We start from the raw sequence: 24165 nt of genomic DNA on the forward strand, positions 1-24165 counted from the left end.
GGGGGGGACCATCAGACCGCCATGATTTCCGCTTCCTTGGCGTGCACCAGCTTGTCGACCTCAGCCACGGTGCGGTCGGTGAGCTTCTGCACCTCGTCCTGCGCGCGGCGCTCGTCATCCTCGGTGACCGCCTTCTCCTTCAGCAGCTTCTTCAGGTGCTCGTTGGCCTCGCGGCGCAGGTTGCGCACGGCCACCTTGGCGTCCTCGCCAGCATGGCGCACCACCTTGGTCAGGTCGCGGCGGCGCTCCTCGGTCAGCGCGGGCATGGGCACGCGGATCAGGTCGCCCTGGCTGGCCGGGTTCAGGCCCAGGTCGCTTTCGCGGATGGCCTTCTCGATCTTGGCGCCCAGGCCCTTTTCCCAGGGCTGGACGCTGATGGTGCGGGCATCGAGCAAGGAGACGTTGGCCACCTGGCTGATCGGCACCATCGAGCCGTAGTAGTCGACGCTGACCTGGTCCAGGATGCCGGGGTGGGCACGACCGGTGCGGATCTTCTGCAGGTCGTTCTTCAGCGCATCGATGGACTTGGCCATCTTGGTCTCGGCGGTCTTCTTGATGTCGGCGATGGTCATGGCGGGCTCAAGGTTTCAGGCAGAAATCACACGGGTTCAGACGTGCACCAGCGTGCCCTCGTCCTCGCCCAGGACCACGCGCTTGAGCGCGCCGGGCTTGAAGATCGAGAACACCTTGATCGGCAGGTTCTGGTCGCGGCACAGCGCGAAGGCGGTCGCGTCGAGCACCTGCAGGTTGCGGGCGATGGCCTCGTCGAAGGTGAGGCTGTGGTAGCGGGTGGCCGCCGGGTCTTTCTTGGGATCGGCGGTGTAGACGCCGTCGACCTTGGTGGCCTTCAGCATGATCTCGGCGCCGATCTCGGCGCCGCGCAGCGCGGCGGCGGTGTCGGTGGTGAAGAAGGGGTTGCCGGTGCCGGCAGCGAAGACCACCACCTTGCCCTCTTCCAGGTACTGCAGCGCCTTGGGGCGCACATAGCTCTCGACCACCTGTTCGATCGCGATGGCCGACATCACCCGGGCAGTGAGGCCTTCGCGCTGCATGGTGTCGGCCAGGGCCAGGGCGTTCATCACCGTGGCCAGCATGCCCATGTAGTCGGCGGTGGCGCGGTCCATGCCCACCGAGCCGCCGGCCACACCGCGGAAGATGTTGCCGCCGCCGATCACCACCGCCACTTCCACGCCCAGCGCCGTCACCTCCTGCACCTCGCGCACCATGCGCACGATGGTGGCGCGGTTGATGCCGTAGGCATCGTCGCCCATCAGGGCTTCGCCCGACAGCTTGAGAAGAATGCGCTTGTAAGCGGGCATGCGGGCGGCTCCTGGATCGCGGTGGACGAGTTTAAGGGCGCCACGCGGGTTGGCCGCGGGAGCCCGTCAGGGTCTGAGGTTGGCGCCGGCGGCGATCGGCCGGCCGGCGCGCAACCGGGCTGCCCCGCAGGGCAGCCGGCGGGCGCTCAGGCGCCCTTGGCAGCGGCCACCTGGGCGGCCACTTCGGCGGCGAAGTCGTCCACCTTCTTCTCAATGCCTTCACCCACGATGTACAGCGTGAAGCCGTTGACCTGGGTGCCGGTGGCCTTCAGGTAGGCGGCCACGGTCTGCTTGCCGTCGGCGGCCTTCACGAAGACCTGGTCGAGCAGAGAGACTTCCTTCAGGAACTTCTGCACCGAGCCTTCGACCATCTTGGCGACGATGTCGGCCGGCTTGCCGCTCTCGGCAGCCTTCTCGGCAGCGATGCGGCGCTCCTTCTCGACCAGCTCGGCCGGCACGGCGGCCGACGACAGCGCGGCCGGCTTCATCGCGGCCACGTGCATGGCCACGTCCTTGGCGGCCACGGCCTGGGCATCGCTGCCGGCGGCGTACTCGACCACCACGCCGATGCGGGTGCCATGCAGGTAGTGGGCCAGCGCGTTGCCACCGCCGAAGCGCTGGAAGCGGCGGATGGCCATGTTCTCGCCGATCTTGCCGATCAGGCCCTTGCGGACGTCTTCCACCGTCGGGCCGAAGCCGTCCTGGCTGTGGGCCAGGGCCGACAGCGCGGCCACGTCGGCCGGGTCGTGCTGGGCCACCAGCTCGGCGCAGGCCTTGACGAAGCCGAGGAAGGAATCGTTCTTCGAGACGAAGTCGGTTTCGCAGTTGACTTCGATCATCGCACCGGCACCCAGGGCCGAGGCGTAGGCGATCACGCCTTCGGCGGTGATGCGGGCGGCGGCCTTGCCGGCCTTGTTGCCCAGCTTGACGCGCAGGATCTCCTCGGCGCGCGCCATGTCGCCCTCGGCCTCGGTCAGGGCCTTCTTGCACTCCATCATCGGGGCGTCGGTCTTGGCGCGGAGTTCGCCCACCATGCCTGCGGTAATTGCTGCCATTTCAATCTCCTTGCATGCGGGTGCACGGCTGGCACCCGGTTGGATCAGATCAAGGCGCGTGAAAAAGGGGCTGTACAGCCCCTGGTTCCAGGCCTGCCGGCGAGAGGATCAGGCCTCTTCGCTCACTTCGACGAATTCATCGCCACCGGCCACGGCCGCCACCACGTCGTTCACCGCGTTGGCCTTGCCTTCCAGCACGGCGTCGGCCACGGCCTTGGCGTACAGCGCCACGGCCTTGGCCGAGTCGTCGTTGCCGGGGATGACGTAGTCGATGCCCTCGGGCGAGTGGTTGGTGTCGACCACGCCGATCACCGGGATGCCCAGCTTCTTGGCCTCGGCCACGGCGATCTTGTGGTAGCCGACATCGATGACGAACAGGGCGTCGGGCAGGGCGCTCATGTCCTGGATGCCGCCGATGTCCTTCTCGAGCTTGGCGATCTCGCGGTCGAACATCAGCGCTTCCTTCTTGGTCAGCGACTCCATGCCGCCTTCCTTGGTGGCCTGCATGTCCTTCAGCTTCTTCAGCGAGCCCTTGACCGTCTTGAAGTTGGTCAGCATGCCGCCGAGCCAGCGCTGGTCGACGAAGGGCTGGCCGGCGCGGTTGGCTTCCATCGCCACCACTTCACGGGCCTGGCGCTTGGTGCCCACCATCAGGATCGTGCCGCGCTTGCCGCTGAGCTGGCGCACGAACTTCATCGCCTCCTCGAACTTGGGCAGCGTCTTCTCGAGGTTGATGATGTGGATCTTGTTGCGATGGCCGTAGATGAAGGGGGCCATCTTGGGGTTCCAGAAGCGGGTCTGGTGGCCAAAATGGACACCGGCTTCCAGCATTTCACGCATGGTCACGGACATGAAGTCACTCCGAAGGTTGGGTCTAGAATCCGGCGCGAATCGACGCGGTTTGCAAGCCCCTGAGTGGGGGTGCAGCGGCCCTCTCCTGAGAGATCGGCCCTCTGCGCTGCGGCCCGCGGCGACACCTTTCGGCAGCCGGTTCGCTGATTTGTCTGCCCGGGCTGGCGTGCTGCATTGCAAGCCGGCATCCAGGTAAACCCAAAGATTATAGCATCCGGCGCCATGGCCTCCGCACCCCACTCCACCGACCCAGCTGACCTGCCGCCGCGCGACCTCTGCGATGCCGTGCAGGCGGTGGCCGATGGCCGCAGCAGCGCCAGCGCGCTGCTGCAGGCCGCGCTGACCGCGGCCGACAGCCCGGCCAATGCCCGTGCCTACCTCCGCCGCTTCGATGCCCAGGCCCGGCTGGCAGCCACCGCGGTCGACGTGGCCCGTGCGGCCAACCTGCCGGTGCCGCCGCTGGCCGGGCTGGCGGTGTCGGTGAAAGACTTGTTCGACGTGGCCGGCTGGCCCACCACCGCCGCCTCGCGTTCGCTGTCGGCGGCGCTGCCGGCGCTGGCCGACTGCCCGGCGGTGGCCCGCCTGCGCGCCGCGGGTGCCGCGCTGACCGGCCACACCAACCTCAGCGAGTTCGCCTACTCCGGCGTGGGCATCAACCCGCACCACGGCACGCCGGTCAATCCGGTCACCGCCAGCATCAACCCGACGCCGCGGGTGCCTGGCGGCAGCACCTCGGGCGGCGCGGTCACCGTGGCCACCGGTGCAGCCTGGGCAGCGCTGGGGTCGGACACCGGTGGCTCGATCCGCATCCCGGCGGCGCTGCAGGGCCTGGTCGGCTTCAAGAACACCCAGCGGCTGACACCGCTGCAGGGCGCCATCCCGCTGTCGAGCACGCTGGACACCGCCTGCGCCATCACCCGCAGCGTGCGCGATGCAGTGCTGGTGCACGGCATCCTGGCCGCGCGCACGCCGGCGCCGCTGCGCAAACCGGTGCATGCACTGCGCCTGGCGGTGCCGGGCACGCTGATGCTCGACGGCCTGGATGCCGATGTCGCGCGCGCCTTCGACCGCACGCTGGATGTGCTGCGCGCCGGCGGCGCGCTGATCGAGGACCTGCCGCTCGGCGCCCTGGCCGACCTGGCCGGCCTGCAAGCCCAGGGCGGCTTCACCGCCGCCGAGAGCTGGGCCTGGCACCGCAGCCGGCTGGCCGCGCAGGAGGCGGACTACGACCCCCGCGTGGCCCAGCGCATCCGCCGCGGCGAGGCGATGAGCGCGGCCGACTACATCGACCTGCTGCACGCCCGCAGCCTGTGGATCGCCCGCGTGCAGGCCGAGCTGCAGGGCTTCGACGCGGTGCTGGCACCCACGGTGCCGATGGTGGCGCCGGCCATCGCGCCGCTGCTGACGAATGACAGCCGCTTCTTCGCCATCAACGCGATGCTGCTGCGCAATGCGTCGGTGGTGAACATGCTGGACGGCTGCGCGCTGTCCATCCCCTGCCACCAGCCCGGGCAGATGCCGGTGGGCCTGATGGTCTGGGGCCCGGCCATGGCCGACGACATGGTGCTGGGCGTGGGCCTGACCATCGAAGCCGCCCTGGCCGCCGGCGAATCGCCCGCGCGCGAACGCTGACATGAGGCCCCCACGCTCGCTGTGCTCGCTGCCCCCCCAGGGGGCGCGTCACCGCCTTCGGGCGGCCGGGCGGCGCTGACATGCGGGTCGCAGTGATCGGCGCCGGCATCGTCGGCGTCACGACAGCGTTCGAGCTCGCCCAGGACGGCCATGCCGTCACGGTGTTCGAGCGCCGCGGCAGCGTGGCCGAGGAGACCAGCTTCGCCAACGCCGGCGTGGTGGCACCGGGCTATGTGACGCCCTGGGCCGCGCCCGGCATGCCGGCCAAGGTGCTGAAGCACCTGCTCAGCCGCCACGCCCCGGTGCGCATGGCCTGGCCGCCGGCACCCGGCCAGCTGGGCTGGCTGTGGCGCTGGTGGCGGGCCTGCCGCGCACCGGTGTTCGCGGCCAACCGGGCCCAGATGTACCGGCTGGCGCGTTACAGCCAGCAGCGCCTGCAGGCGCTGACCCAGGCGCTGCAACTGGAGCATGAGCAGGCGCAGGGCTACCTGGTGCTGCTGCGCAGCGCGCAAGACTTGGCCGGTGCCCGTGGCAGCCTGAAGCTGCTGGCCGAGCTGGGTGTGGATTTCCATCTGGTGGATGCAGCGCGTGCACGCCAGGTCGAGCCCGGCCTGAACCCGTCGGCACCGCTGCACGCGGCGGTGCACCTGCCGTCGGACGAAGTCGGCAACTGCCGACAGTTCGCCCAGGCAATGCGGGCCGAGGCGCAACGGCTGGGTGCGGTGTTCCAGTTCCAGCGCCAGGTGCTGGCCATCACGCCCGGTGCGGCGCCGGTGGTGCAGCACCGCGCCGCTGGCGGCACCGCCGCGCCGCAGGCCGATGCCTTCGATGCGGTGGTGGTGTGCGCTGCGCTGGGCTCGGCGGCCCTGCTGCGCCCGCTGGGCCTGCGCCTGCCGCTGCTGGCGGTGCACGGCTTCTCGCTGACCGCGCCGCTGCGGGTGCTTGAAGGCCATCCGCACCTGGGTCCGCAGGCCGGCGTGATGGACGAGAAGTACAAGGTGGCGATCAGCCGCCTGGGCCAGCGCGTCCGCGTGGCCGGCAGCGCCGAGGTGGGCGGCCGGCTCGACGTCATGGCCCCAGCGGCGCTGTCCACCCTGCACAAGGTGCTGGACGACTGGTTCCCCGGCAGCGCCCACCTCGCCCAGGCCCAGCGCTGGAAGGGCGCGCGGCCGATGCTGCCCGACGGCCCGCCGGTGCTGGGCGCCAGCGGCGCGCCCGGCGTGTGGCTGAACCTGGGCCACGGCTCCAGCGGCTGGGCGCTGTCCTGCGGCTCGGCGCGGGTGCTGGCCGATCAGTTGGCCGGCCGCGCTGCAGCCATCGACGTCAGCGGGCTGGACGTGGCGCGCCTGGCCCGCTGACCGCACCACGCGCCGCCCACTGGCGCAGCAGCACCGGCGCGGCCACCGCCAGGCCCACCAGGCCGCTGGCCCAGCCCGGCGCCACCAGCAGCAGCGCCCCCAGGCCGCACAGCAGCTGCTCCCAGCGCTTCATCTCGACGAACAGGAACTTCGACAGCGCCGCCGCCAGCAGCGTGATGCCGACGATGCAGCCGGTGAAGGTGACGATGAAGTCGGGCCAGGTGAAGCCCTTGGCCACCAGCAGCAGCGACGGCGAGAACACGAAGACGAAGGGCACCAGCGCCTTGGCCAGCCCCAGCCGGAAGGCCATGTTGCCGGTCTTGAACGGATCGCTGCCGGCCATGCCGGCGGCGGCATAGGCGGCCAGCGCCACCGGCGGCGTGATGTCGGCCAGCACGCCGTAGTAGAAGACGAAGAAGTGCGCCACCAGCGGCTCCACGCCCATCAGCACCAGGGTGGGCGCGGCCACCGTCACCATGATGATGTAGTTGGCCGTGGTGGGGATGCCGCAGCCCAGCAGGATGCACACCAGGCCGGTCATCACCAGGGCGGCCAGCAGGGCCAGGCTCTTGGGCTCGATCAGCGCCGCGGGAATCCAGCTGCCCAGCCCGCCGGCCATGGCATTGGCCGCGCCGGTGATGATGGTGCTGAGCTTGAAGCCCACGCCGGTGAGCGTGACCACGCCGATCACGATGCCCACCGTGGCCGCCGCGGCGCCGACCGCCAGGGCGTACTTGGCGCCGGTCTCGGCGGCTTCCAGCAGGGCAGCCGGCGCGATGCGGCCCTGGATCTTCAGCCCGCGGATGGCGACCACCGCCACCGCCGCGCCGGCGGCGAACACGCCCACCCGTGCCAGCTCGGTCTGCAGCCCGCCGAAGACGATCACGCCCAGCAGCGCATGCAGCAGCACCAGCAGCCCCCAGTTGGCCAGGCGGTTGTCACCCGGCCGGGTGCACAGGCCGACGATGGCACAGGAGCTGATGCCGATGAAGGCCGCCAGGTAGGGCGTGCGGCCGGCCACCAGCACGGTGACCAGCAACGCCAGCGGGATCAGCGTGGGCCAGCGCTGGCGCAGGCTGGCGCGCAGGTCGGGCATCTCGTCGTCGGTCAGGCCGCGCAGGCCATGGCGCCTGGCCTCGAAGTGCACCTGCATGAACACGCCGAAGAAGTGCATGAAGGCCGGGATGGCGGCCGCGGCGATGATGGTCTGGTACGGCACCGCCAGGAACTCGATCATCAGGAAGGCCGCTGCGCCCAGCACCGGCGGCGTGATCTGGCCGCCGGTGGACGACGCGGCCTCCACCGCGCCGGCAAATTCGCGCTTGTAGCCCACGCGGATCATCGCGGGGATGGTCAACGAGCCCACCGTGACCGCATTGGCCACCGACGAGCCCGAGAGCGTGCCGAACAGCGCCGAGCCGAACACGCTGACCTTGGCCGGCCCGCCCACCTGGCGCCCGGCGATGGTGGAGGCCACATCCAGGAACAGCTGGCCCAGGCCGATGCGGGTGGCCATCACGCCGAACAGCACGAAGTGGAAGACATAGGTGGCCACCACGCCCACCGCCACGCCGTAGATGCCCTGGCTGGTGAGGTACTGGTGGTTGACCAGCTGGCTCCAGCTCGCGCCGGCGTGCTTGAGCAAACCCGGGAAGACCGGACCGGCCAGCGCATAGGCCATGAAGCAGATCGCGATCACCGGCAGCGGCCAGCCCATGCTGCGGCGGGTGGCCTCCAGCAGGGCCAGGATCAGCAGCGTGCCCATGGCCACATCCAGCGGGCCGGGGTTGCCCACGCGGAAGGCCAGGTCATCGAAGATCCACGGGATGTAGAGCACCGACAGCGCGATGCCGATGGCCAGCAGCCAGTCGAGCAGCGGCACGCCGCCGGGTGCGGACCAGCGGTGGCGCGCCGGCGTGCCGAGCAGCGCTGCGCGGTGGGGAAACACCAGGAAGATCAGCCCCAGCACGAAGGCCAGGTGCACGCCGCGGTGCGTCACCTCCTGCAGCAGGCCGAAGCCGGCGGTGTAGTAGTGGAAGACCGACAGCAGCACCAGCCCCGCGGCCACCACAGCCGCCGCTGGCTGGGCCAGCGGGCGGAAGCGCATCTCGGGGTCGAACTTCTGTTCCAGGTCGGCCAGGGTCTTGTCGTCGGGCAGGGAGGTGGTCATGCAGGGCGGTCCGGCTGGAAACAAAACAGGGCAGCCACGCTGCCCTGCCGGTCAGGTCGACCGTGGGGTCACTTGATCAGACCGGCTTCCTTGTAGAACTTCTCGGCGCCCGGATGGAACGGGATGCCGGCACCGTTGACCGCGTTCTCCTTGGTGATGAACTTGCCCTTGGCATGGCCGGCGGCCATGGCCTTCTGGCCGGCCTCGCTGAACAGCGCCTTGGTGATCTCGTAGACCGCGGTGGCATCGGCCTTGTCGCTGGTGACCCACTGCGCGCCCACGGCCAGGGTCTTGGTGCTGGCCACGCCCTTGTAGGTGCCCTCGGCGATCAGGTCGGGCGCGAAGAAGCCGTCGCTCTTGCGCAGGGCGTCGGCCTGCGGACCGTCGATGGGCAGCAGCGCGATGCCGGCGCCGGCCGAGGCCAGTTCGGCAATCGCGCCGGCCGGCGACCCGCCGGTGAAGAAGAAGGCGTCGAGCGCGCCGTCCTTCAGCTTGTCGCCGGCCTGGTTGGGCTTGATGTACTCGGGCTTGATGTCGGCTTCCTTGATGCCGTAGGCGGCCAGGATGGTGCGTGCGTTGATCAGCGTGCCGGAGCCGGGCTCATCCAGCGCCACCCGCTTGCCCTTCAGGTCGGCCACCGAATTGATGCCGGAACCCTTGCGCACCACGATGTGCACGCTCTCGGGGTACAGGTTGGCGATCAGCCGCAGACCGGCGATCTTGGGCTTGCCCTCGAACACGCCCTTGCCGGTGTAGGCCCAGCTGGCCACGTCGGCCTGGCTGAAGCCGGATTCCAGCGCGCCGCCGGCAATGCCGGTGACATTGGCCAGCGAACCGTTGCTGGCCTGGGCGGTGACCACCAGCTTGCCGGGCTGGCTGACGGCGTTGGCGATCATGCCGCCCACCGGGTAGTAGGTGCCGGCGGTGCCACCGGTGCCGATGCGGAAGAACTGCTGCGCCTGCACCGCACCAGTGGCCAACACCAGGGCCGCTGCGGCCGACACACCCACCCAGAAACGATTGCACATCACGAGGACTCTCCTGCTGTTCCAGACGGTGCCGGTTGGCACCTGAGGCGGGCAGTAAAGCACAATGCGTGCGCGCCTCCAAGGCGGCGAACCCGGGGCGATCCGCCCTGCCCCGCCCGGCCGTCGCCAGCCCCATGCCCCTGCCCTGCCCTGCCCACGGTCCGCAGCCGGTGCTGCCCTCGCTGCGCGGCTGGGCCCTGCATGGCAGCAGCGCCAGCCGGGCGATCGAGCAGGCTGCGCTGGCCTCCGCCGCACCGCATGCGCTGATGGCCCGCGCCGGCCTGGCAGTGGCCCGCCTGGCGGTGGCGCTGGCGCCGGGCGCACGCCGCGTGTGGATCGCCTGCGGGCCCGGCAACAACGGGGGTGACGGCCTGGTGGCGGCGCGGCACCTGCAGGCACTGGGCTGGGAGGCGGCCGTCAGCCTGCTCGGCGACACCGCCCGATTGCCGGCCGATGCCGCCGACGCGCTGCAGCAGGCCCGACAGGCCGGTGTGCCGATCACACCCGGTCTGCCGATGGCCGGCAACACGGCGGCACCTGGCCTGGCCATCGATGCCCTGCTGGGCCTGGGCAGCCGGCGCGCGCCGGATGGATTGCTGGCCGAGGCCGTGCGCCTGCTGAACCAGGGCCCGGCGCCGGTGCTGGCCGTCGACCTGCCCACCGGCCTGTGCGCCGACAGCGGCCGCCCATTGGGCGAGACCGCCGTGAACGCCCAGCACACGCTGGCGCTGCTCACGCTCAAGCCCGGCCTGTTCACCGCCCAGGGCCGCGACCACGCCGGCCGGGTGTGGCTGGACGGCCTGGGCGTGGCAGCAGCGACCAACAGCACCACCGCCTGGCTGACCGGCCCCGAGGCCATCCAACAGACGCTGCCCGGCCGCCTGCATGCCCAGCACAAGGGCAGCTTCGGTGATGTGCTGGTGCTCGGCGGTGCCACCGGCATGGGCGGCGCGGCCCTGCTGGCCGCCCGTGCCGCGCTGGCCGCTGGCGCTGGCCGCACCCTGGTGACGCGGTTGGACGGCGACCACGCACCCGACCCGCTGCGGCCCGAGCTGATGCCGCGTGCCCTGGCCGATGCGCTGCAGCCCGCACTGCTGCAGCGTGCCACCGTGGTCTGCGGCTGCGGTGGCGGCAGCGCGGTCGCCGAACATCTGGCCGCCGTGCTGCTGCACGCGCCGCAGTTGGTGCTGGATGCGGACGGCCTGAACGCGGTGGCCGCCGACGGCGCGCTGCGCACGGCCCTGCAGGCACGGTCAGCCCGCGGTCAGGCCACGGTCCTGACGCCCCATCCACTGGAAGCCGCCCGCCTGCTCGGCAGCAGCACGGCCGCCGTGCAGGCCGACCGCCTCGGCCAGGCCCAGGCGCTGGCCGAGGCCCTGCAGGCCACGGTGGTGCTGAAGGGATCGGGCAGCGTGATCGCCAGCCCGGGCCGCCCGCCCTGGATCAACCCGACCGGCAACGCCCGCCTGGGCACCGGCGGCAGCGGCGATGTGCTGGCCGGCTGGCTGGGCGGCCTCTGGTCCCAGGCAGCCGACCGCGATGCCCACACCGCCGCTGCGGCGGCGGCGTGGCTGCATGGCCGCGCCGCCGAGGCCGGCGACCCAAGGCTGCCGCTGCGGGCTGGCGACCTGATCGACGCCATGGCCGCGTCGCTGCCGGCCTAGGCCGGACCGCAGCCCGGCCATTCGGCGTCAGCGTCGGGTGCTGCGCTTGGTCGACTTGGCGCCGCCGCGCGACTTCTTGCCCGCCGGCGCGCCGCGCGAGGCCACGGCCTTGGCGCGGGCGGCCTTCGCAGCGCGGTCGCGGGTCTGCACGTCCTTCAGTTCGTCGCTGGCAGAAGCGCCCTTGCCGCTGGCCGGCTTGCGCGGCACCAGGGCATCGGTCTCGCCCTCGCGCACCAGGCGGAAGTCGATCTTGCGGCCGTCCAGGTCGACCCGGCTGACCTGCACCCGCACCCGCGAGCCCACCGCGTACTTCACGCCACTGCGCTCGCCACGCAGTTCCTGCCGCGCCTCGTCGAAGCGGAAGTACTCGCCGCCCAGCTCGGTGATGTGCACCAGGCCTTCCACGTACAGCTGGTCCAGCGTGACGAACAGGCCGAAGCTGGTGGCCGCGTTGACCGTGCCCGCGTACTCCTCGCCCAGGTGGTCGCGCATGAAGCGGCACTTCAGCCAGGCTTCCACGTCGCGGCTGGCCTCGTCGGCGCGCCGCTCGTTGGCGCTGCAGTGCGCGCCGGCGGCGTCCCACAGCGCGGCATCCTGGCTGCTGGTGGGCGCCTTGGCCGGCTTGCTGCCCTTGCGCACTGTCTTGGCCGCTGGCGCCGAGGCGGCCGTGGCCTCCACCGCACCACCGCCCAGCGGGTAGCGCTTGCCCAGCAGCAGCGCCTTGATCACCCGGTGCACCAGCAGATCGGGGTAGCGCCGGATCGGGCTGGTGAAGTGGGCATAGGCCTCGTAGGCCAGGCCGAAGTGACCCGAATTCACATGGGTGTAGATCGCCTGCTGCATCGAGCGCAGCAGCATCGACGAGATCTGCGCCGCATCCACCCGGTCCTTGGTGGCCTGGGCGATGGCCTGGATCTCGGCCGGCTTGGGATCGTCGCTCAGGCTCACGCCGATGCCCAGGGCACGCAGGTAGTTCTGCAGCGTCACCCGCTTCTCGGGCGTGGGACCTTCATGCACGCGGAACAGCGCCGGGTGCTTGTGCGATTCGATGAACTCGGCCGCGCAGACATTGGCCGCCAGCATCGATTCCTCGATCAGCTTGTGCGCCTCGGTGCGGGTGCGCGGCACGATCTTCTCGATGCGGCCGTTGTCGTCGCAGACGATCTGCGTCTCGGTGCTCTCGAAGTCGATGGCGCCGCGGCCGGCACGTTGCTTCAGCAGCGCGCGGTAGACCTCGTGCAGGTGGATCAGGTGCGGCACCAGGTCGGCGCGGCGCTGGGCCTCGGCACCGCGGGTGTTGGCCAGCACCGCCGCCACCTCGGTGTAGGTCAGCCGCGCATGCGAGCGGATGACCGCCGGGTAGAACTGGTAGGCGGTGATCTCGCCGGTGGCATCCACCAGCATGTCGCAGACCATGCTCAGCCGCTCGGTGTCGGGGTTCAGCGAACACAGGCCGTTGCTCAGCTTCTCCGGCAGCATCGGGATCACCCGGCGCGGGAAGTAGACCGAGGTGGCGCGCTCGTAGGCGTCGTCGTCCACCGGGTCGCCCGGCTTCACATAGTGGCTCACGTCGGCGATGGCGACGATCAGGCGCCAGCCCTCGAACGCGCTCTTGCCGCGGCCCTTCTTCAGCGGCTCGCAATACACCGCATCGTCGAAGTCGCGGGCGTCTTCGCCGTCGATGGTGACCAGCGGCACGTCGGTCAGGTCGATGCGGTGGCGCTTGTCCACCGGGCGCACATGGTCGGGCAGTGCGGCGGTCTGGGCCAGCGTCTCGGGCGAGAAGCGGTGCGGCACCTCGTACTTGCGCACCGCGATCTCGATCTCCATGCCGGGGTCGTCGATCTCGCCCAGCACCTCGGTGATGCGGCCCACCGGCTGCGAGTACATCGACGGCGGCTCGGTCAGCTCGATGGCCACCACCTGGCCCACCGCCGCACTGGCGGTGGCGTTCTTCGGAATCAGGATGTCCTGGCCATAACGCCGATCTTCAGGGGCCACCAGCCAGGTGCCGTTTTCATGCAGCAGGCGGCCGATGATCGGGCTCTTGCGCCGCTCGACGATGTCGATCACACGGCCTTCAGGCCGGCCCTTGCGGTCAAAGCGCACCACACGCACGCGCACGCGGTCGCGGTGCAGCACCGAGCGCATGTCCTGCGGCGAGAGGTAGATGTCGGGTTCGTTGTCGTCACGCCGCACAAAGCCGTGGCCGTCGCGGTGTCCGAGCACGGTGCCCTCCACTTCACTCAGCAATGCAGCGCCGGTGGCGGGGGGGCTTGTCTTCTCGTTTTTGATGATGCTATACTCCTAGCTTCAGTAGTTCAGTACCTGCCCAGATGGCGGAATTGGTAGACGCACTAGTTTCAGGTACTAGCGCTTAGCGGCGTGGAGGTTCGAGTCCTCTTCTGGGCACCAAAATCATAAAGGCCAGCACACACGTGCTGGCCTTTTGTTTTGGCCGTTCGAAAGATGCGCGGGACGGTGTGTCCCTGCATCTGGGGCGCCGCAAAAACAATGGCCGACACCACTGCAATCGCAGCAGGCCGGCCGGTGGGTTGTTGCTGGCTGCACGGGGCAGCCATGGGGTGTTGCAGGTCGTCGGTCAAGCAGCGCTTCAAACCGAGAACTTCTTCGCCAGCCCTTCGGGCCGCAGGTTGTCGTAGTCCTCGAACGGCTGGTGGATCCACGGGCTGCTGGGCAGCATCTCCACGTAGTACTCGGGCGTGTAGGTCGACACACCCTTCACCCAGATCACCGCGGTGCGCAGCTCGCTGATCGACGGCACGCCACGCAGGCGGTCGACCACTGCGCGCAAGGTGACGCCGGAATCCGCCAGGTCGTCGACCAGCAGCACCCGGCCGGCCAGTTCGCCCTTGGGCATGGTGATGTACTTGGCCATGTCCAGCCGGCCCTGGATGGTGCCGGCCTCGGCGCGGTAGCTGCTGGTGCTCATGATGGCCAGCGGCTTGTCGAACACCCGCGACAGAACGTCGCCCGGGCGCATGCCGCCACGCGCCAGGCACAGGATCTGGTCGAACTCCCAGCCCGAATGCGCCACCTTCAGGGCCAGGCGCTCGATGAGCATGTGGTACTCGTCCCAGCTCACGTACAGGTGTTTGCCGTCGTCGGTCAGCATGCGCATGTCTCCTCGTGGTCGCAGGGTGTCAGGCTTGGTAGGGGTGGCGCAGCAGGATGGTGTGGTCGCGGTCGGGGCCGGTGGACACCATGTCGATCGGCACGCCGATCAGCTGCTGCACCCGCTGCAGGTAGGCGCGGGCATTGGCCGGCAGCGCATCCCAGGATGTGATGCCGAAGGTGCTGTCGGCCCAGCCGGGGAAGGTCTCCCACACCGGCTCGCAGGCGGTGATGTCGTCGGCGTCCAGCGGCAGGATGTCGATGGACTGGCCGCGCAGCTTGTAACCCACGCAGACCTTGATCTCTGACAGCTTGTCCAGCACGTCCAGCTTGGTGATGCACAGGCCGGAGATGCCGTTGATGATCATCGAGCGCTTCAGCGCCGCGGCATCCAGCCAGCCGCAGCGGCGGGCGCGACCGGTGACGGTGCCGCGCTCCTGGCCCACCACCGACAGATGGTGGCCCACGGTGCCTTCGGCGTTGATGTCCAGTTCGGTCGGGAACGGCCCGCTGCCCACCCGCGTGGTGTAGGCCTTGGTGATGCCCAGGATGTAGTGCAGCATGCCCGGGCCCACGCCGGCACCGGCAGCGGCGTTGCCGGCCACGCAGTTGCTGCTGGTCACGTACGGGTAAGTGCCGTGGTCGATGTCCAGCAGCGTGCCCTGCGCACCCTCGAACAGGATGTTGGCGCCGCCCGCGCTGGCCTGGTGGATGCGGTAGCCCACGTCGGCCATCATCGGCTTGAGCTGCTCGGCCACCTGCATGGCCTGGTCGAAGATCGGCTGGAACTCCAGCGCCTCGCCGTTGAGTGCACCACGCAGCGATTCATTGTGCAGCGCCAGCAACTCGCGCAGCTTGGCGGCGAAGCGCTCGGGGTGCTTCAGGTCCTGCACCCGCAGCGCACGGCGCGCCACCTTGTCTTCATAGGCCGGGCCGATGCCCTTGCCGGTGGTGCCGATCTTGCCGGCCGGGGTGGTTTCACGCAGCGCCTCGCGCGCCTTGTCCACCGCCACATGGAAGGGCAGGATCAGCGGGCAGCTCTCGCTGATGAACAGGCGCGAGCGCACTTCGACACCGATCTTCTCCAGCCGCTCGATCTCCATCAGCAGGTGGGTGGGGTCGACCACCACACCATTGCCGATGTAGCAGGGCACGCCGGCACGCATGATGCCCGAGGGGATCAGCTGCAGCGCCGTCTTGACGCCGTTGATGACCAGCGTGTGGCCGGCGTTGTGGCCGCCCTGGAAGCGCACCACGCCCTGGGCATGGTCGGTCAGCCAGTCGACGACCTTGCCCTTGCCTTCGTCGCCCCACTGGGTGCCGACGACCACCACGTTGCGGCCGCCGGCCGCGGTCTTGCCTTGTTGCATGTGTAGAGTGTCCAGTTGATGCAGCAGGTGGCGCACGCTCAGAGCGTGCGCAGCACCCAGTGGCCGTCGACCGCGATCAGTTCGCGGTCACAGTCGAATTCCTCGCCCTCGTGGCCGTGGCCGGGCAGGATGCAGACCACCGTCTCGCCCTGCTCGCGCAGGCGGCGCACGGCGCCGCGCAGCGCGGGGTCTTCGCCCCAGGGCGCGCGGATGGCGGTGCGGCGGCTGTCCGGTGCAGCCACCGCGGCCAGCAGCTTCAGATCGGTGGAGAAGCCCACCGCCGGACGGTTGCGGCCGAACACCGCGCCCACTTCGTCGTAGCGGCCACCGCGCAGCAGCGCATCGGCCGCGCCAGGCGCATACACCGCAAAGCGGGCTCCGGAGTAGTAGGCGTAGCCGCCCATGTCCGCCAGGTCGAAGCCGACCTGCACGTCCGGGTGGGCGCGGCCGACATGCCGGGCCAGGCTGGCCAGGTCGTCCAGCGCGGCGGTGATCACCGGGCGGGCGGGCAACGCACGCCGGGCGGCGTCCAGCACCGAGGCATCGCCATACAGGCCCGGCAGCGCCAGCAGCGCCTCGCGGGTGTCGGCCGGGAAGCCGGCGGACAGGCGGCGCAGGGTGGCGTTGTCCTTGGCGGCCAGGGCCGCCACCACCTCGGTCAACTGCGTCGCATCCACCGCCAGGCCGGCCAGCACGCCGCGCACGATGCGGGCATCGGCCAGATCGAGCACCAGCTTCTGCAGGCCGGCGGCTCGCAGGCCGTCGAGCGCCAGGTCCTGCACTTCCAGGTCGGCCTCCAGGCCGGCATGGCCGTAGATCTCGGCGCCCAGCTGCAGCGGCTCACGTGTCGACTGGGCCGACTGCGGCCGGGTGTGCAGCACCGGCCCGCAGTAGCAGAGCCGGGTGACGCCCTGGCGGTTCAGCAGATGGGCATCGATGCGCGCCACCTGCGGCGTGGCATCGGCCCGGATGCCCAGCGAGCGGCCGCTCAACTGATCGACCAGCTTGAAGGTGCGCAGATCGAGGGCCCTGCCGGTGCCGCTCAGCAGCGACTCCAGGTGCTCCAGCAGCGGCGGCATCACCAGCTCGAAGCCGTAGCTGCGCGCCATCTCCAGCAGGGTGCGGCGCAGGTCTTCGAGGCGCCGGGCCTCGGCCGGCAATACGTCGGCGATGTGCTCGGGCAGCAGCCAAGCAGAGGACATGAAACAACCCGGGGGGATTAAAACCGGCATTGTACCGGCCGGTGGCGACAGATCGGTGCCGCGCAGGTGCGCGCGCTCAGCGCCAGAGCAACAGCAGCAACAGGCCCACCAGCATGCTGGACAGACCCAGGAAACGGATCTGTCCATCGCTCAGCTTCAGTGCCCGCTCGAACACCTGGCGCCAGGCGGTAGGGCTGAGGAAGGGCAGCAGGCCCTCGAACACCAGCATCAGGGCCAGGGCGCCCCACACCCAATCCATCATGGCGGGCAGCCAGGGTCAGCGCTTGGCCGGTGCGGCGGGCGCCGACTGCACGGACGAACCGCCGCGCATCGCCTTGAAGAAGTCGCTGGACGGATCGATCACCATCACGTCGCTCTTGTTGCGGAAGCTGGCGCGGTAGGCCTCGAGGCTGCGGTAGAACTGGGCGAACTGCGGATCGCGGCCGAAGGCATCGGCATACAAGGCGCTGGCCTTGGCATCCCCCTCACCCTTGACCTTCTGCGCATCGCGGTAGGCCTCGGCGATGATCACCTCGCGCTGCTTGTCGGCATCGGCGCGGATCTTCTCGCCCTCGGCCGCGCCCTGCGAGCGCAACTCGTTGGCCACCTGCTTGCGCTCGGATTCCATGCGGCGGTAGACCGAGTCGGTGATGTCGGCGACGAAGTCCACCCGCTTGATGCGCACGTCGACGATCTCGATGCCGAAGGCCTTGGATTCGTCCTTCAGACGCACCATGACGTCCTGCATCACCTTGTCACGCTCGGCAGCCAGCACGCCGCGCACGGTGCGCTTGGTGATCTCTTCGTTGAATGCCGCCTGCACCACCGGGCTGAGCCGGCTCTCCAGGTTGCGCATGTCGGTGCCGTTGTTGCGGATGAACTGGCGCGGTTCGGCGATGCGCCATTTCACCAGCCAGTCGATCACCAGGCTCTTCTTCTCGGCCGTGAAGATCGGCCGGGTCTCGGGGCTGTCGAGCGTCTGCACCCGCTTGTCCAGGAACACCACGTTCTGGAACGGCGGCGGCATCTTGAACTTGAGGCCGGGGTCGGTGACGACTTCCTTGATTTCACCCAGGGCGTAGACCACAGCCAGCTGACGCTGGTCGACGACGAACAGCGTGGAGGTGAAGAGCATCAGGGCCAGCAGGGCGCCGGCGACGATGAGTCCGATTCGGTTCATGTTGGGGTCGCCCTTGATCAGCGCACGTCGCGCTCACGGTTGCGGCCGCTGTCGCGGGAGCGGGCATCGGCACCGGCGGCGCCAGCGGCACCGCCGTCGGTGGGCATGGCGGCCGACGGCGTGGCCTGCGGCACCACCGTGCCACTGGGCACGGCGCCTGGCGCGGCCTGTTGGATCAGCTTGTCCAGCGGCAGGTACAGCAGGTTGCTGCCGCTGCGGCTTTCCACCATCACCTTGCTCACGTTGGAGTAGACCTGCTGCATGGTGTCGATGTAGAGCCGGTCGCGGGTGACGCCGGGCGCCTTCTGGTACTCGGTCAGCACCGAGCGGAAGCGCTGCGCATCACCCTCGGCCTGGGCCACCACACGCTGGCTGTAGCCGTCGGCTTCTTCCTTCAGCCGCGCGGCGGTGCCGCGCGCCTTGGGGATCACGTCGCTGGCGTAGGCCTGGCCTTCGTTCTTGAAACGGTCACGGTCGGCACCGGCCTTCACCGCGTCGTTGAACGCAGCCTGCACCTGCTCGGGCACCTGCACGTTCTGCACGTTGACATTGACCACCAGGATGCCGGACTTCAACCGATCGAGCTGGCCCTGGATGGACTTGACCAGGTCGGCGGCGATGGCGTCGCGGGCCTCGTACAGCACCGAGTCGACCTTGCTCTTGCCGACGATCTCGCGCACCGCCGATTCGCTGGCCTGCACCACTGCGTTGTCGGGGTCGCGGTTCTCGAACAGGAAGTTCTTCGCATCCTTCAACCGGTATTGCACGGTGAAGCGGATGTCGATGATGTTCTCGTCCTGCGTCAGCATCGACGAATCGCGCAGGCCGGTGGTCTGGCCCACGCCGCTGCGGCCGATCTCGGCCGAACGCAGCTGGGTGACCGACACCGTCTCGTGGGCCTGGATGGGCGCGGGGAAGCGCCACTGGAAGCCGGCGTCCACCGTGCTGCTGTATCGGCCGAAGGTGGTGACGATGGCCTGCTGGCCTTCCTGCACGATGAAGAAGCCGCTGCCCAGCCAGACCACGGCCACGACGACAGCGATCAGCCCCACGCCGATGCCGGCGCTCTTCATGTCGGGCTGGAACGACGGGCCACCGCCGCCCTCGCCCGGGTCGCGCCGCGGCGGCGGGTTGTTGTTGCCGCCGCCCTTGCCGTTGAACAGGCCGGTGAGCTTGCGGTTGAAGTCGCGCCAGAGCTCGTCGAGATCGGGCGGGCCGTCGTTGCGGCCACCGTTGGACAGCAGCGGCTGCGGCCGGCGCAGCACACCGGCCAGCAGGGCCCGGGCGGCCTGGGCCACGGCACCGAGGCGCGCCTGCCAGGGCACAGCAGCGGCATCGGAGTGGAAGTTGGAATGCATGGTCATGTCATCGCCGATGGTAACGGGGCACCTGCAGGGGTCTGGGCGGTGCCTGGATCGGCTGGCGTCTCCGACAGCCCGTCAGTTGGGGTGCGTCCTGGCGGATTCAAGCCGCCCTGTGCAGCCGCTTGCGCGATCCAGGCGCGCAGCGTGTCCAGGCCGGTGCCGCGCAGCGCGCTGACAAACACGCGCGGCACCGCGTTGGCGCCCGGGCGTTCCACCCAGTCCTGCAGATCACGGGGCAGCGGGTCCATCCGGTCGAGCTTGTTGAACACCAGGATCTGCGGCACCTCGGCCGCGCCGATCTCGGCCAGCACCCGCTCGACCTCGTCGCGCTGCTCCTGCAGCACCGGGCTGGCGGCATCGACCACATGCAGCAGCAGGTCGGCGTCGCAGGCCTCCTGCAGCGTGGCCTCGAAGGCTTCCACCAGCTTGTGCGGCAGATCGCGGATGAAGCCGACGGTGTCCGACAGCGAGACCGTGCCGCCCAGCGGCTCGAGGTAGAGCGAACGGGTGGTGGTGTCCAGCGTGGCGAACAGCTGGTCGGCCGCGTAGGCCCGCGCCTTGACCAACGCATTGAACAGCGTGCTCTTGCCGGCATTGGTGTAACCCACCAGCGAGACGCGGAAGCTGCCGCTCTTGCGGCGTGCATGGCGCTGGGTGTCGCGCTGGCGCTTCACCTTGACCAGGCGGGCCTTCAGCGACTTCACCCGCTCGGCGATCATGCGCTTGTCGAGTTCGATCTGCGCCTCGCCCGGGCCGCCGCGCTGGCCCGCCCCGCCGGTCTGTCGCTCAAGGTGGCTCCAGCGTCGCACCAGGCGGCTGCTGAGGTACTGCAGGCGGGCCAGCTCGACCTGCAGCTTGCCTTCATGGCTCTGGGCGCGCTGGGCGAAGATCTCCAGGATCAACGCGGTGCGGTCGGCCACGGCCACGCCCAGGGTGCGCTCCAGATTGCGCTGCTGGGCCGGCGACAGTGCCTGGTCGAAAATGACGCATTCGGCGCCATGCATCTGCACCAGCAGCTTGATCTCCTCGGCCTTGCCGCTGCCGACGAACAGCGCCGGATCCGGCGCCTTGCGGCGGGCGATCACCCGCTCGACCGGCACGTCGCCCGCGCTCTCGGCCAGCAGCGCCAGTTCGTCGAGCGTGGGGTCGAAGTGCTGGCCGTTGCCGAAGTCGACGCCGACCAGCACCACACGGGCGGCGCCCGCCGGGCCGGTGGCCGGCGGCATGGCATCCCGCTGCGGGGCGTTCAAGGTGGAGGCGGTGGGGAAGACCGTCGTGTCCGGGTGACGGCTCAAGCCGGGTCAGTCGGCTCGTTGGCGTGGAAGTTCACCGGACGGCCGGGCACCACGGTGGAGATGGCGTGCTTGTAGACCATCTGCGTCACGGTGTTGCGCAGCAGGACAACGTACTGGTCGAAAGACTCGATGTGACCCTGCAGCTTGATGCCGTTGACCAGGTAGATGGACACCGGCACATGCTCCTTGCGCAGCAGGTTCAGGAAGGGGTCTTGCAGGAGTTGCCCTTTGTTGCTCACGATATGACTCCGTGTTGAAAAGTGTCGATGCGAAGACCTTATCACATCAGGGAAAGCGCGTAGGCGCCATGGAAAGGCACCTGAAAAAGCTGCGCGCTGCCGTCAGACCTTGTCTTCGTCGAAAGGGTTCCGCGAGGACTTGAATTCAATGCGCAGCGGCGTGCCGCTGAGCTTGAAGTGGTCCCGCACGCGGCCTTCGAGGAAGCGCTTGTAGGCATCGGTCACATGCTCCAGCCCGTTGCCGTGGATGACCACGATCGGCGGATTCATGCCGCCCTGGTGGGCATAGCGCAGCTTGGGGCGGAAGGCGCCGCTGCGCTGCGGTGCCTGGTGCTGCACCGCCTCCTGCAGCAGGCGGGTGAGCACCGGCGTGGGCATCTTGCGGGTGGCCGAGGCATGGGCATCGGCGATGGCCTTCCACACCGGACCCAGGCCCTGGCGCTTGAGCGCCGAGATGTGCAGCAACGGCGCGAACTTCAGGAACGCCAGCCGCTGCTCGACCGAGCGCTCGAACATCTGGCGCTGGTAGCTGTCGACCGCGTCCCACTTGTTGACGGCCACCACCACCGCGCGGCCGCTCTCCAGGATGTAGCCGGCGATGTGGGCGTCCTGCTCGCTGACGCCCTGGGTGGCGTCGATCAGCAGCAGCACCACGTTGGCATCGGCGATCGCCTGCAGCGTCTTGACCACCGAGAACTTCTCGATCGCCTCGAACACCTTGCCCTTGCGGCGCAGGCCGGCGGTGTCGATCAGCTCGAAGCGCTTGCCGTCGCGTTCGAAGGGCACGCTGATGGCATCGCGCGTGGTGCCGGGCTGGTCGTAGGCCACCAGCCGGTCTTCGCCCAGCCAGGTGTTGATCAGCGTGCTCTTGCCCACGTTGGGCCGGCCGGCCACCGCCAGTCGGATCGGCTTGTCGGTGCCGTCGGCCAGCGGGTCGTCGTCGTCCTCGGGGTCGAAGAAGTCGGCCAGGGCGGCGTCGAGCAGGCTGCGGATGCCTTGACCGTGGGCGGCCGACACCGGATGCGGCTCGCCCATGCCCAGTTCATGGAATTCGGCCAGCAGCGGTGATTCGCTCAGGCCCTCGGCCTTGTTGACGCACAGCAGCACCCGCTTGTTGGCGCCGCGCAGGTAGCGGGCGATGTCGTGGTCCTGGCCGGCCACGCCGTTGCGGGCGTCGACGACGAAGATCACCGCATCGGCCTCGGCCACCGCGGCCTTGGTCTGGGCGGCCATCATCGCCACGATGCCGGTGGGCTTCTCGGGCTCGAAGCCGCCGGTGTCGACGACGATCAGCTCGCGGCCGTTGTGGCGGGCGTCGCCGTAGTGGCGATCCCGCGTCAGGCCGGCAAAGTCGGCGACGATCGCATCACGGCTCTTGGTGATGCGGTTGAACAGGGTGGACTTGCCGACATTGGGCCGGCCCACCAGGGCGATCACCGGCTTCATGGGCGTGCACTTTCAGGAAAGAGGTCCGTCACTCCGGACGGAAGGCGAACAGGCCGCCCTTGCGGGTGACCACCAGCATCGTGGTGCCGGCCAGCGCCGGCTGGCCCACGACGGCCGAGCCGTCGGTGGGCAGGCGCAGCAGGGTCTTGCCATCGTTGCGGTCGAGAAAATGGAGCTGGCCTTCCAGGTCGCCGAACACCACGGTGCGGCCGGCCGAGACCGGTGCGCTCAGGCCGCGGAACAGCAGGCGCTCGTTCTGCCAGACCAGTTCTCCGCCGCCGGCCTTCCAGGCGCTGACGCGGTCGGAGCCGTCGGCACCGAAGATGAAATCGGCATCACCGCCGATGGTCTGCTGGCCGCCGGCGATGCGGCTCCAGCGCAGGCTGGCACGGTCGGGGCCGGCGATGTTGACGCAGCCCACGGCCGTCTGGAAGGCGCGGGCACACAAGGTATCGCCCAGGCGCAGCGGTGGGCCGACCAGGTCGTTCAGGCGCTCGACCTCGTTGGTGCCGCGCGGCGAGGTGACCGGCACCTCCCAGCGCACGCTGCCGGTGGTGGGATCGATGCCGGTCATCAGCGCGCCGATGCCGGCGACCAGGGTGTTCTTGTGCGCGGCCAGCAGGCCTGGCTGGGCCAGCGTCAGTGCCTCGCCGGGGCGCTGCACCGTCCAAAGGCGCCGGCCGTCCAGTGCGTCGAAGGCATGCACCACGCGGTCGACGCCGATGACGAACACCCGTTCACCGGCCACCAACGGCGCGGTGGTGGTGCGCGAGGCCAGCCGCGTGCTCCAGAGCTTCGCGCCCTGGTCCAGCACCACCAGCTCGTTGTCGACGGTGACCACCGCGGCGCGGCGGCCATCGCTGCCCACGCCGGCCGACAGCTTGCCGCCGGCCTGGCCACGCCAGACCTCACGGCCGCTCTGAGCCTCCAGCGACAGCACGGTGCCATCGGTGCCGGCGACGATGAAGTTGCCGTCACGCAGGGTGACGGCCAGCGGGAACTGCACCGAGTCGAGCTTGGCGCTCCACACCTGGCGGCCGGCGATCTGCGCGGTCACCGGTTCCAGCGGCGTCGGCTTGGGCTTGTCGGCCGCGCAGCCGGCCAGCACCGCGGCGGCGAGCGCCAGCCATGCGGCCTGGACCTTCCGACCCGCCATCACTTGGCGGCCCCCGACGCGGCGACGGCCGGCGCAGGCGGCGCAGCCAGCGCGGTGAGCTTGACCTCCACCAGGCGGCGGTAGTCGATCTTGTCGTCCATGGCCTTGTAGGCGGCCTGGTAGGCGGCACGGGCCTCGTCGGTCTTGCCCTGGGCCAGCAGCACATCACCGCGGCGGTCGGACGCCAGCGCGGCGAATTCCTTGGCCGTGACGCCGTCCAGCGCCTTCAGCGCGCCGGGATAGTCCTTCGCGTCGAGCAGCAGGCCGGCCAGGCGCAGGCGGGCGATGGCGCGGTACTCGTCCTCGGCGGCCTTCTCGGCCACCCAGCCCAGGCTCGCCTTGGCGGCATCGGCCTGGCCCTTGTCGAACTGCACCCGGGCGGCGATCAAGCCACCCTGCTGGGTGAGGTTGGCGGCGGCGTAGCGCTCCTTCATGTCGTTGAAGACGCGGCCGGCCTTGTCGGCATCACCGGCGCTGGCGGCCTTGTCCAGTTCATCGAACATGGCCGCAGCCTGCACCGACTGGTTGCGCTGGTACCAGTTCCAGCCGTTCCAGCCGGCGAAGGCCAGCAGCACCAGCGTGACCAGCCAGGTGATCCAGTTGCCGTGGCGCTTCCAGAACGCCTTGAGGTCGTCGAGCTGTTCCTGGTCCTGCAGATTGAGTGTGTTCGCCATGAAGCGCCTGTGGGCCGTGCCCTGAA

Annotated in this window: 21 protein-coding genes and 1 tRNA gene; 4 read left to right on the plus strand and 18 right to left on the minus strand. The window is 69.7% G+C overall.

Annotated features, from left to right (window positions below):
• Positions 1 to 11: 11 nt before the first annotated feature.
• The 4 genes from frr to rpsB form a co-directional block, all read right to left on the minus strand.
• The gene (frr, locus tag FFT10_RS06860; RefSeq protein WP_137732020.1) at positions 12 to 572 is read right to left on the minus strand and encodes a ribosome recycling factor; all 561 of its coding nucleotides are present in this window, start codon (positions 570 to 572) and stop codon (positions 12 to 14) included.
• Positions 573 to 608: 36 nt separating this feature from the next.
• Positions 609 to 1319 (minus strand): UMP kinase, encoded by a 711-nt coding sequence (pyrH, locus tag FFT10_RS06865; protein ID WP_137732021.1) that lies wholly within the window; start codon positions 1317 to 1319, stop codon positions 609 to 611.
• Between the two features lie 146 nt (positions 1320 to 1465).
• The gene (tsf, locus tag FFT10_RS06870; protein ID WP_137732022.1) at positions 1466 to 2374 is read right to left on the minus strand and encodes a translation elongation factor Ts; all 909 of its coding nucleotides are present in this window, start codon (positions 2372 to 2374) and stop codon (positions 1466 to 1468) included.
• 108 nt (positions 2375 to 2482) lie between these two features.
• Positions 2483 to 3226, minus strand: a complete 744-nt coding sequence (gene rpsB / locus FFT10_RS06875; RefSeq protein WP_137732023.1) for a 30S ribosomal protein S2 — start codon at positions 3224 to 3226, stop codon at positions 2483 to 2485.
• Between the two features lie 222 nt (positions 3227 to 3448).
• On the opposite strand from rpsB, the gene FFT10_RS06880 reads away from it, so the two are divergent.
• On the plus strand, positions 3449 to 4858 hold the full coding sequence (locus FFT10_RS06880; protein WP_137732024.1) for an amidase: 1410 nt from the start codon (positions 3449 to 3451) through the stop codon (positions 4856 to 4858).
• An 80-nt stretch (positions 4859 to 4938) separates the two neighbouring features.
• A complete protein-coding gene (locus tag FFT10_RS06885; RefSeq protein WP_137732025.1) occupies positions 4939 to 6216 on the plus strand; it encodes a D-amino acid dehydrogenase in 1278 nt (425 codons plus the stop codon).
• Here the strand turns inward: FFT10_RS06885 and FFT10_RS06890 are convergent.
• Together FFT10_RS06890 and FFT10_RS06895 are read right to left on the minus strand one after the other, a co-directional pair.
• Positions 6182 to 8386 (minus strand): TRAP transporter permease, encoded by a 2205-nt coding sequence (locus FFT10_RS06890; RefSeq protein WP_137732026.1) that lies wholly within the window; start codon positions 8384 to 8386, stop codon positions 6182 to 6184. The genes FFT10_RS06885 and FFT10_RS06890 overlap by 35 nt on opposite strands.
• 68 nt (positions 8387 to 8454) lie before the next feature.
• Positions 8455 to 9414: a TAXI family TRAP transporter solute-binding subunit gene (locus tag FFT10_RS06895; protein ID WP_137732027.1), complete on the minus strand. Its 960-nt coding sequence runs from the start codon at positions 9412 to 9414 to the stop codon at positions 8455 to 8457.
• 134 nt (positions 9415 to 9548) lie between these two features.
• On the opposite strand from FFT10_RS06895, the gene FFT10_RS06900 reads away from it, so the two are divergent.
• Positions 9549 to 11078 (plus strand): NAD(P)H-hydrate dehydratase, encoded by a 1530-nt coding sequence (locus FFT10_RS06900; RefSeq protein ID WP_137732028.1) that lies wholly within the window; start codon positions 9549 to 9551, stop codon positions 11076 to 11078.
• Positions 11079 to 11105: 27 nt separating this feature from the next.
• Here FFT10_RS06900 and rnr read toward each other — a convergent pair whose 3' ends face one another.
• A complete protein-coding gene (rnr, locus tag FFT10_RS06905; RefSeq protein ID WP_137732087.1) occupies positions 11106 to 13328 on the minus strand; it encodes a ribonuclease R in 2223 nt (740 codons plus the stop codon).
• An 80-nt stretch (positions 13329 to 13408) separates the two neighbouring features.
• Between rnr and FFT10_RS06910 the strand changes: the two genes are divergently transcribed.
• Positions 13409 to 13493 (plus strand) — tRNA-Leu (locus FFT10_RS06910).
• A gap of 199 nt (positions 13494 to 13692) precedes the next feature.
• Here FFT10_RS06910 and FFT10_RS06915 read toward each other — a convergent pair.
• The 11 genes from FFT10_RS06915 to FFT10_RS06965 form a co-directional block, all read right to left on the minus strand.
• A complete protein-coding gene (locus FFT10_RS06915) occupies positions 13693 to 14214 on the minus strand; it encodes a phosphoribosyltransferase (protein ID WP_137732029.1) in 522 nt (173 codons plus the stop codon).
• Positions 14215 to 14242: 28 nt separating this feature from the next.
• Positions 14243 to 15583 (minus strand): adenylosuccinate synthase, encoded by a 1341-nt coding sequence (locus FFT10_RS06920; protein ID WP_137732030.1) that lies wholly within the window; start codon positions 15581 to 15583, stop codon positions 14243 to 14245.
• 38 nt (positions 15584 to 15621) lie between these two features.
• Entirely contained in the window at positions 15622 to 16785 is a 1164-nt protein-coding gene (locus tag FFT10_RS06925) for an ATP phosphoribosyltransferase regulatory subunit (protein ID WP_137732031.1), read from the minus strand.
• Between the two features lie 76 nt (positions 16786 to 16861).
• Positions 16862 to 17047 carry a DUF2065 domain-containing protein gene (locus tag FFT10_RS06930; protein WP_137732032.1) on the minus strand — a complete coding sequence of 62 codons (186 nt, stop codon included), beginning with the start codon at positions 17045 to 17047 and terminating at the stop codon, positions 16862 to 16864.
• A gap of 15 nt (positions 17048 to 17062) precedes the next feature.
• The gene (hflC, locus tag FFT10_RS06935; RefSeq protein ID WP_137732033.1) at positions 17063 to 17965 is read right to left on the minus strand and encodes a protease modulator HflC; all 903 of its coding nucleotides are present in this window, start codon (positions 17963 to 17965) and stop codon (positions 17063 to 17065) included.
• A 17-nt stretch (positions 17966 to 17982) separates the two neighbouring features.
• Positions 17983 to 19329 (minus strand): FtsH protease activity modulator HflK, encoded by a 1347-nt coding sequence (gene hflK / locus FFT10_RS06940; protein ID WP_228026983.1) that lies wholly within the window; start codon positions 19327 to 19329, stop codon positions 17983 to 17985.
• Positions 19326 to 20555, minus strand: a complete 1230-nt coding sequence (gene hflX / locus FFT10_RS06945; protein ID WP_137732088.1) for a GTPase HflX — start codon at positions 20553 to 20555, stop codon at positions 19326 to 19328. Before hflX ends, hflK begins: the two co-directional genes overlap by 4 nt.
• A 65-nt stretch (positions 20556 to 20620) precedes the next feature.
• Entirely contained in the window at positions 20621 to 20863 is a 243-nt protein-coding gene (gene hfq / locus FFT10_RS06950; protein ID WP_137732035.1) for an RNA chaperone Hfq, read from the minus strand.
• A 102-nt stretch (positions 20864 to 20965) separates the two neighbouring features.
• Positions 20966 to 22309, minus strand: coding sequence for a ribosome biogenesis GTPase Der (gene der, locus FFT10_RS06955; protein ID WP_137732036.1), 1344 nt, complete (start codon positions 22307 to 22309; stop codon positions 20966 to 20968).
• Positions 22310 to 22337: 28 nt separating this feature from the next.
• On the minus strand, positions 22338 to 23465 hold the full coding sequence (gene bamB / locus FFT10_RS06960) for an outer membrane protein assembly factor BamB (RefSeq protein WP_137732037.1): 1128 nt from the start codon (positions 23463 to 23465) through the stop codon (positions 22338 to 22340).
• Positions 23465 to 24139: a YfgM family protein gene (locus FFT10_RS06965; protein ID WP_137732038.1), complete on the minus strand. Its 675-nt coding sequence runs from the start codon at positions 24137 to 24139 to the stop codon at positions 23465 to 23467. The genes bamB and FFT10_RS06965 overlap by 1 nt, the downstream gene beginning before the upstream one ends.
• Positions 24140 to 24165 lie beyond the last annotated feature (26 nt).

The organism is Pseudaquabacterium pictum, from assembly GCF_005403045.1.
GTDB classification, from domain to species: Bacteria; Pseudomonadota; Gammaproteobacteria; order Burkholderiales; family Burkholderiaceae_C; genus Pseudaquabacterium; species Pseudaquabacterium pictum.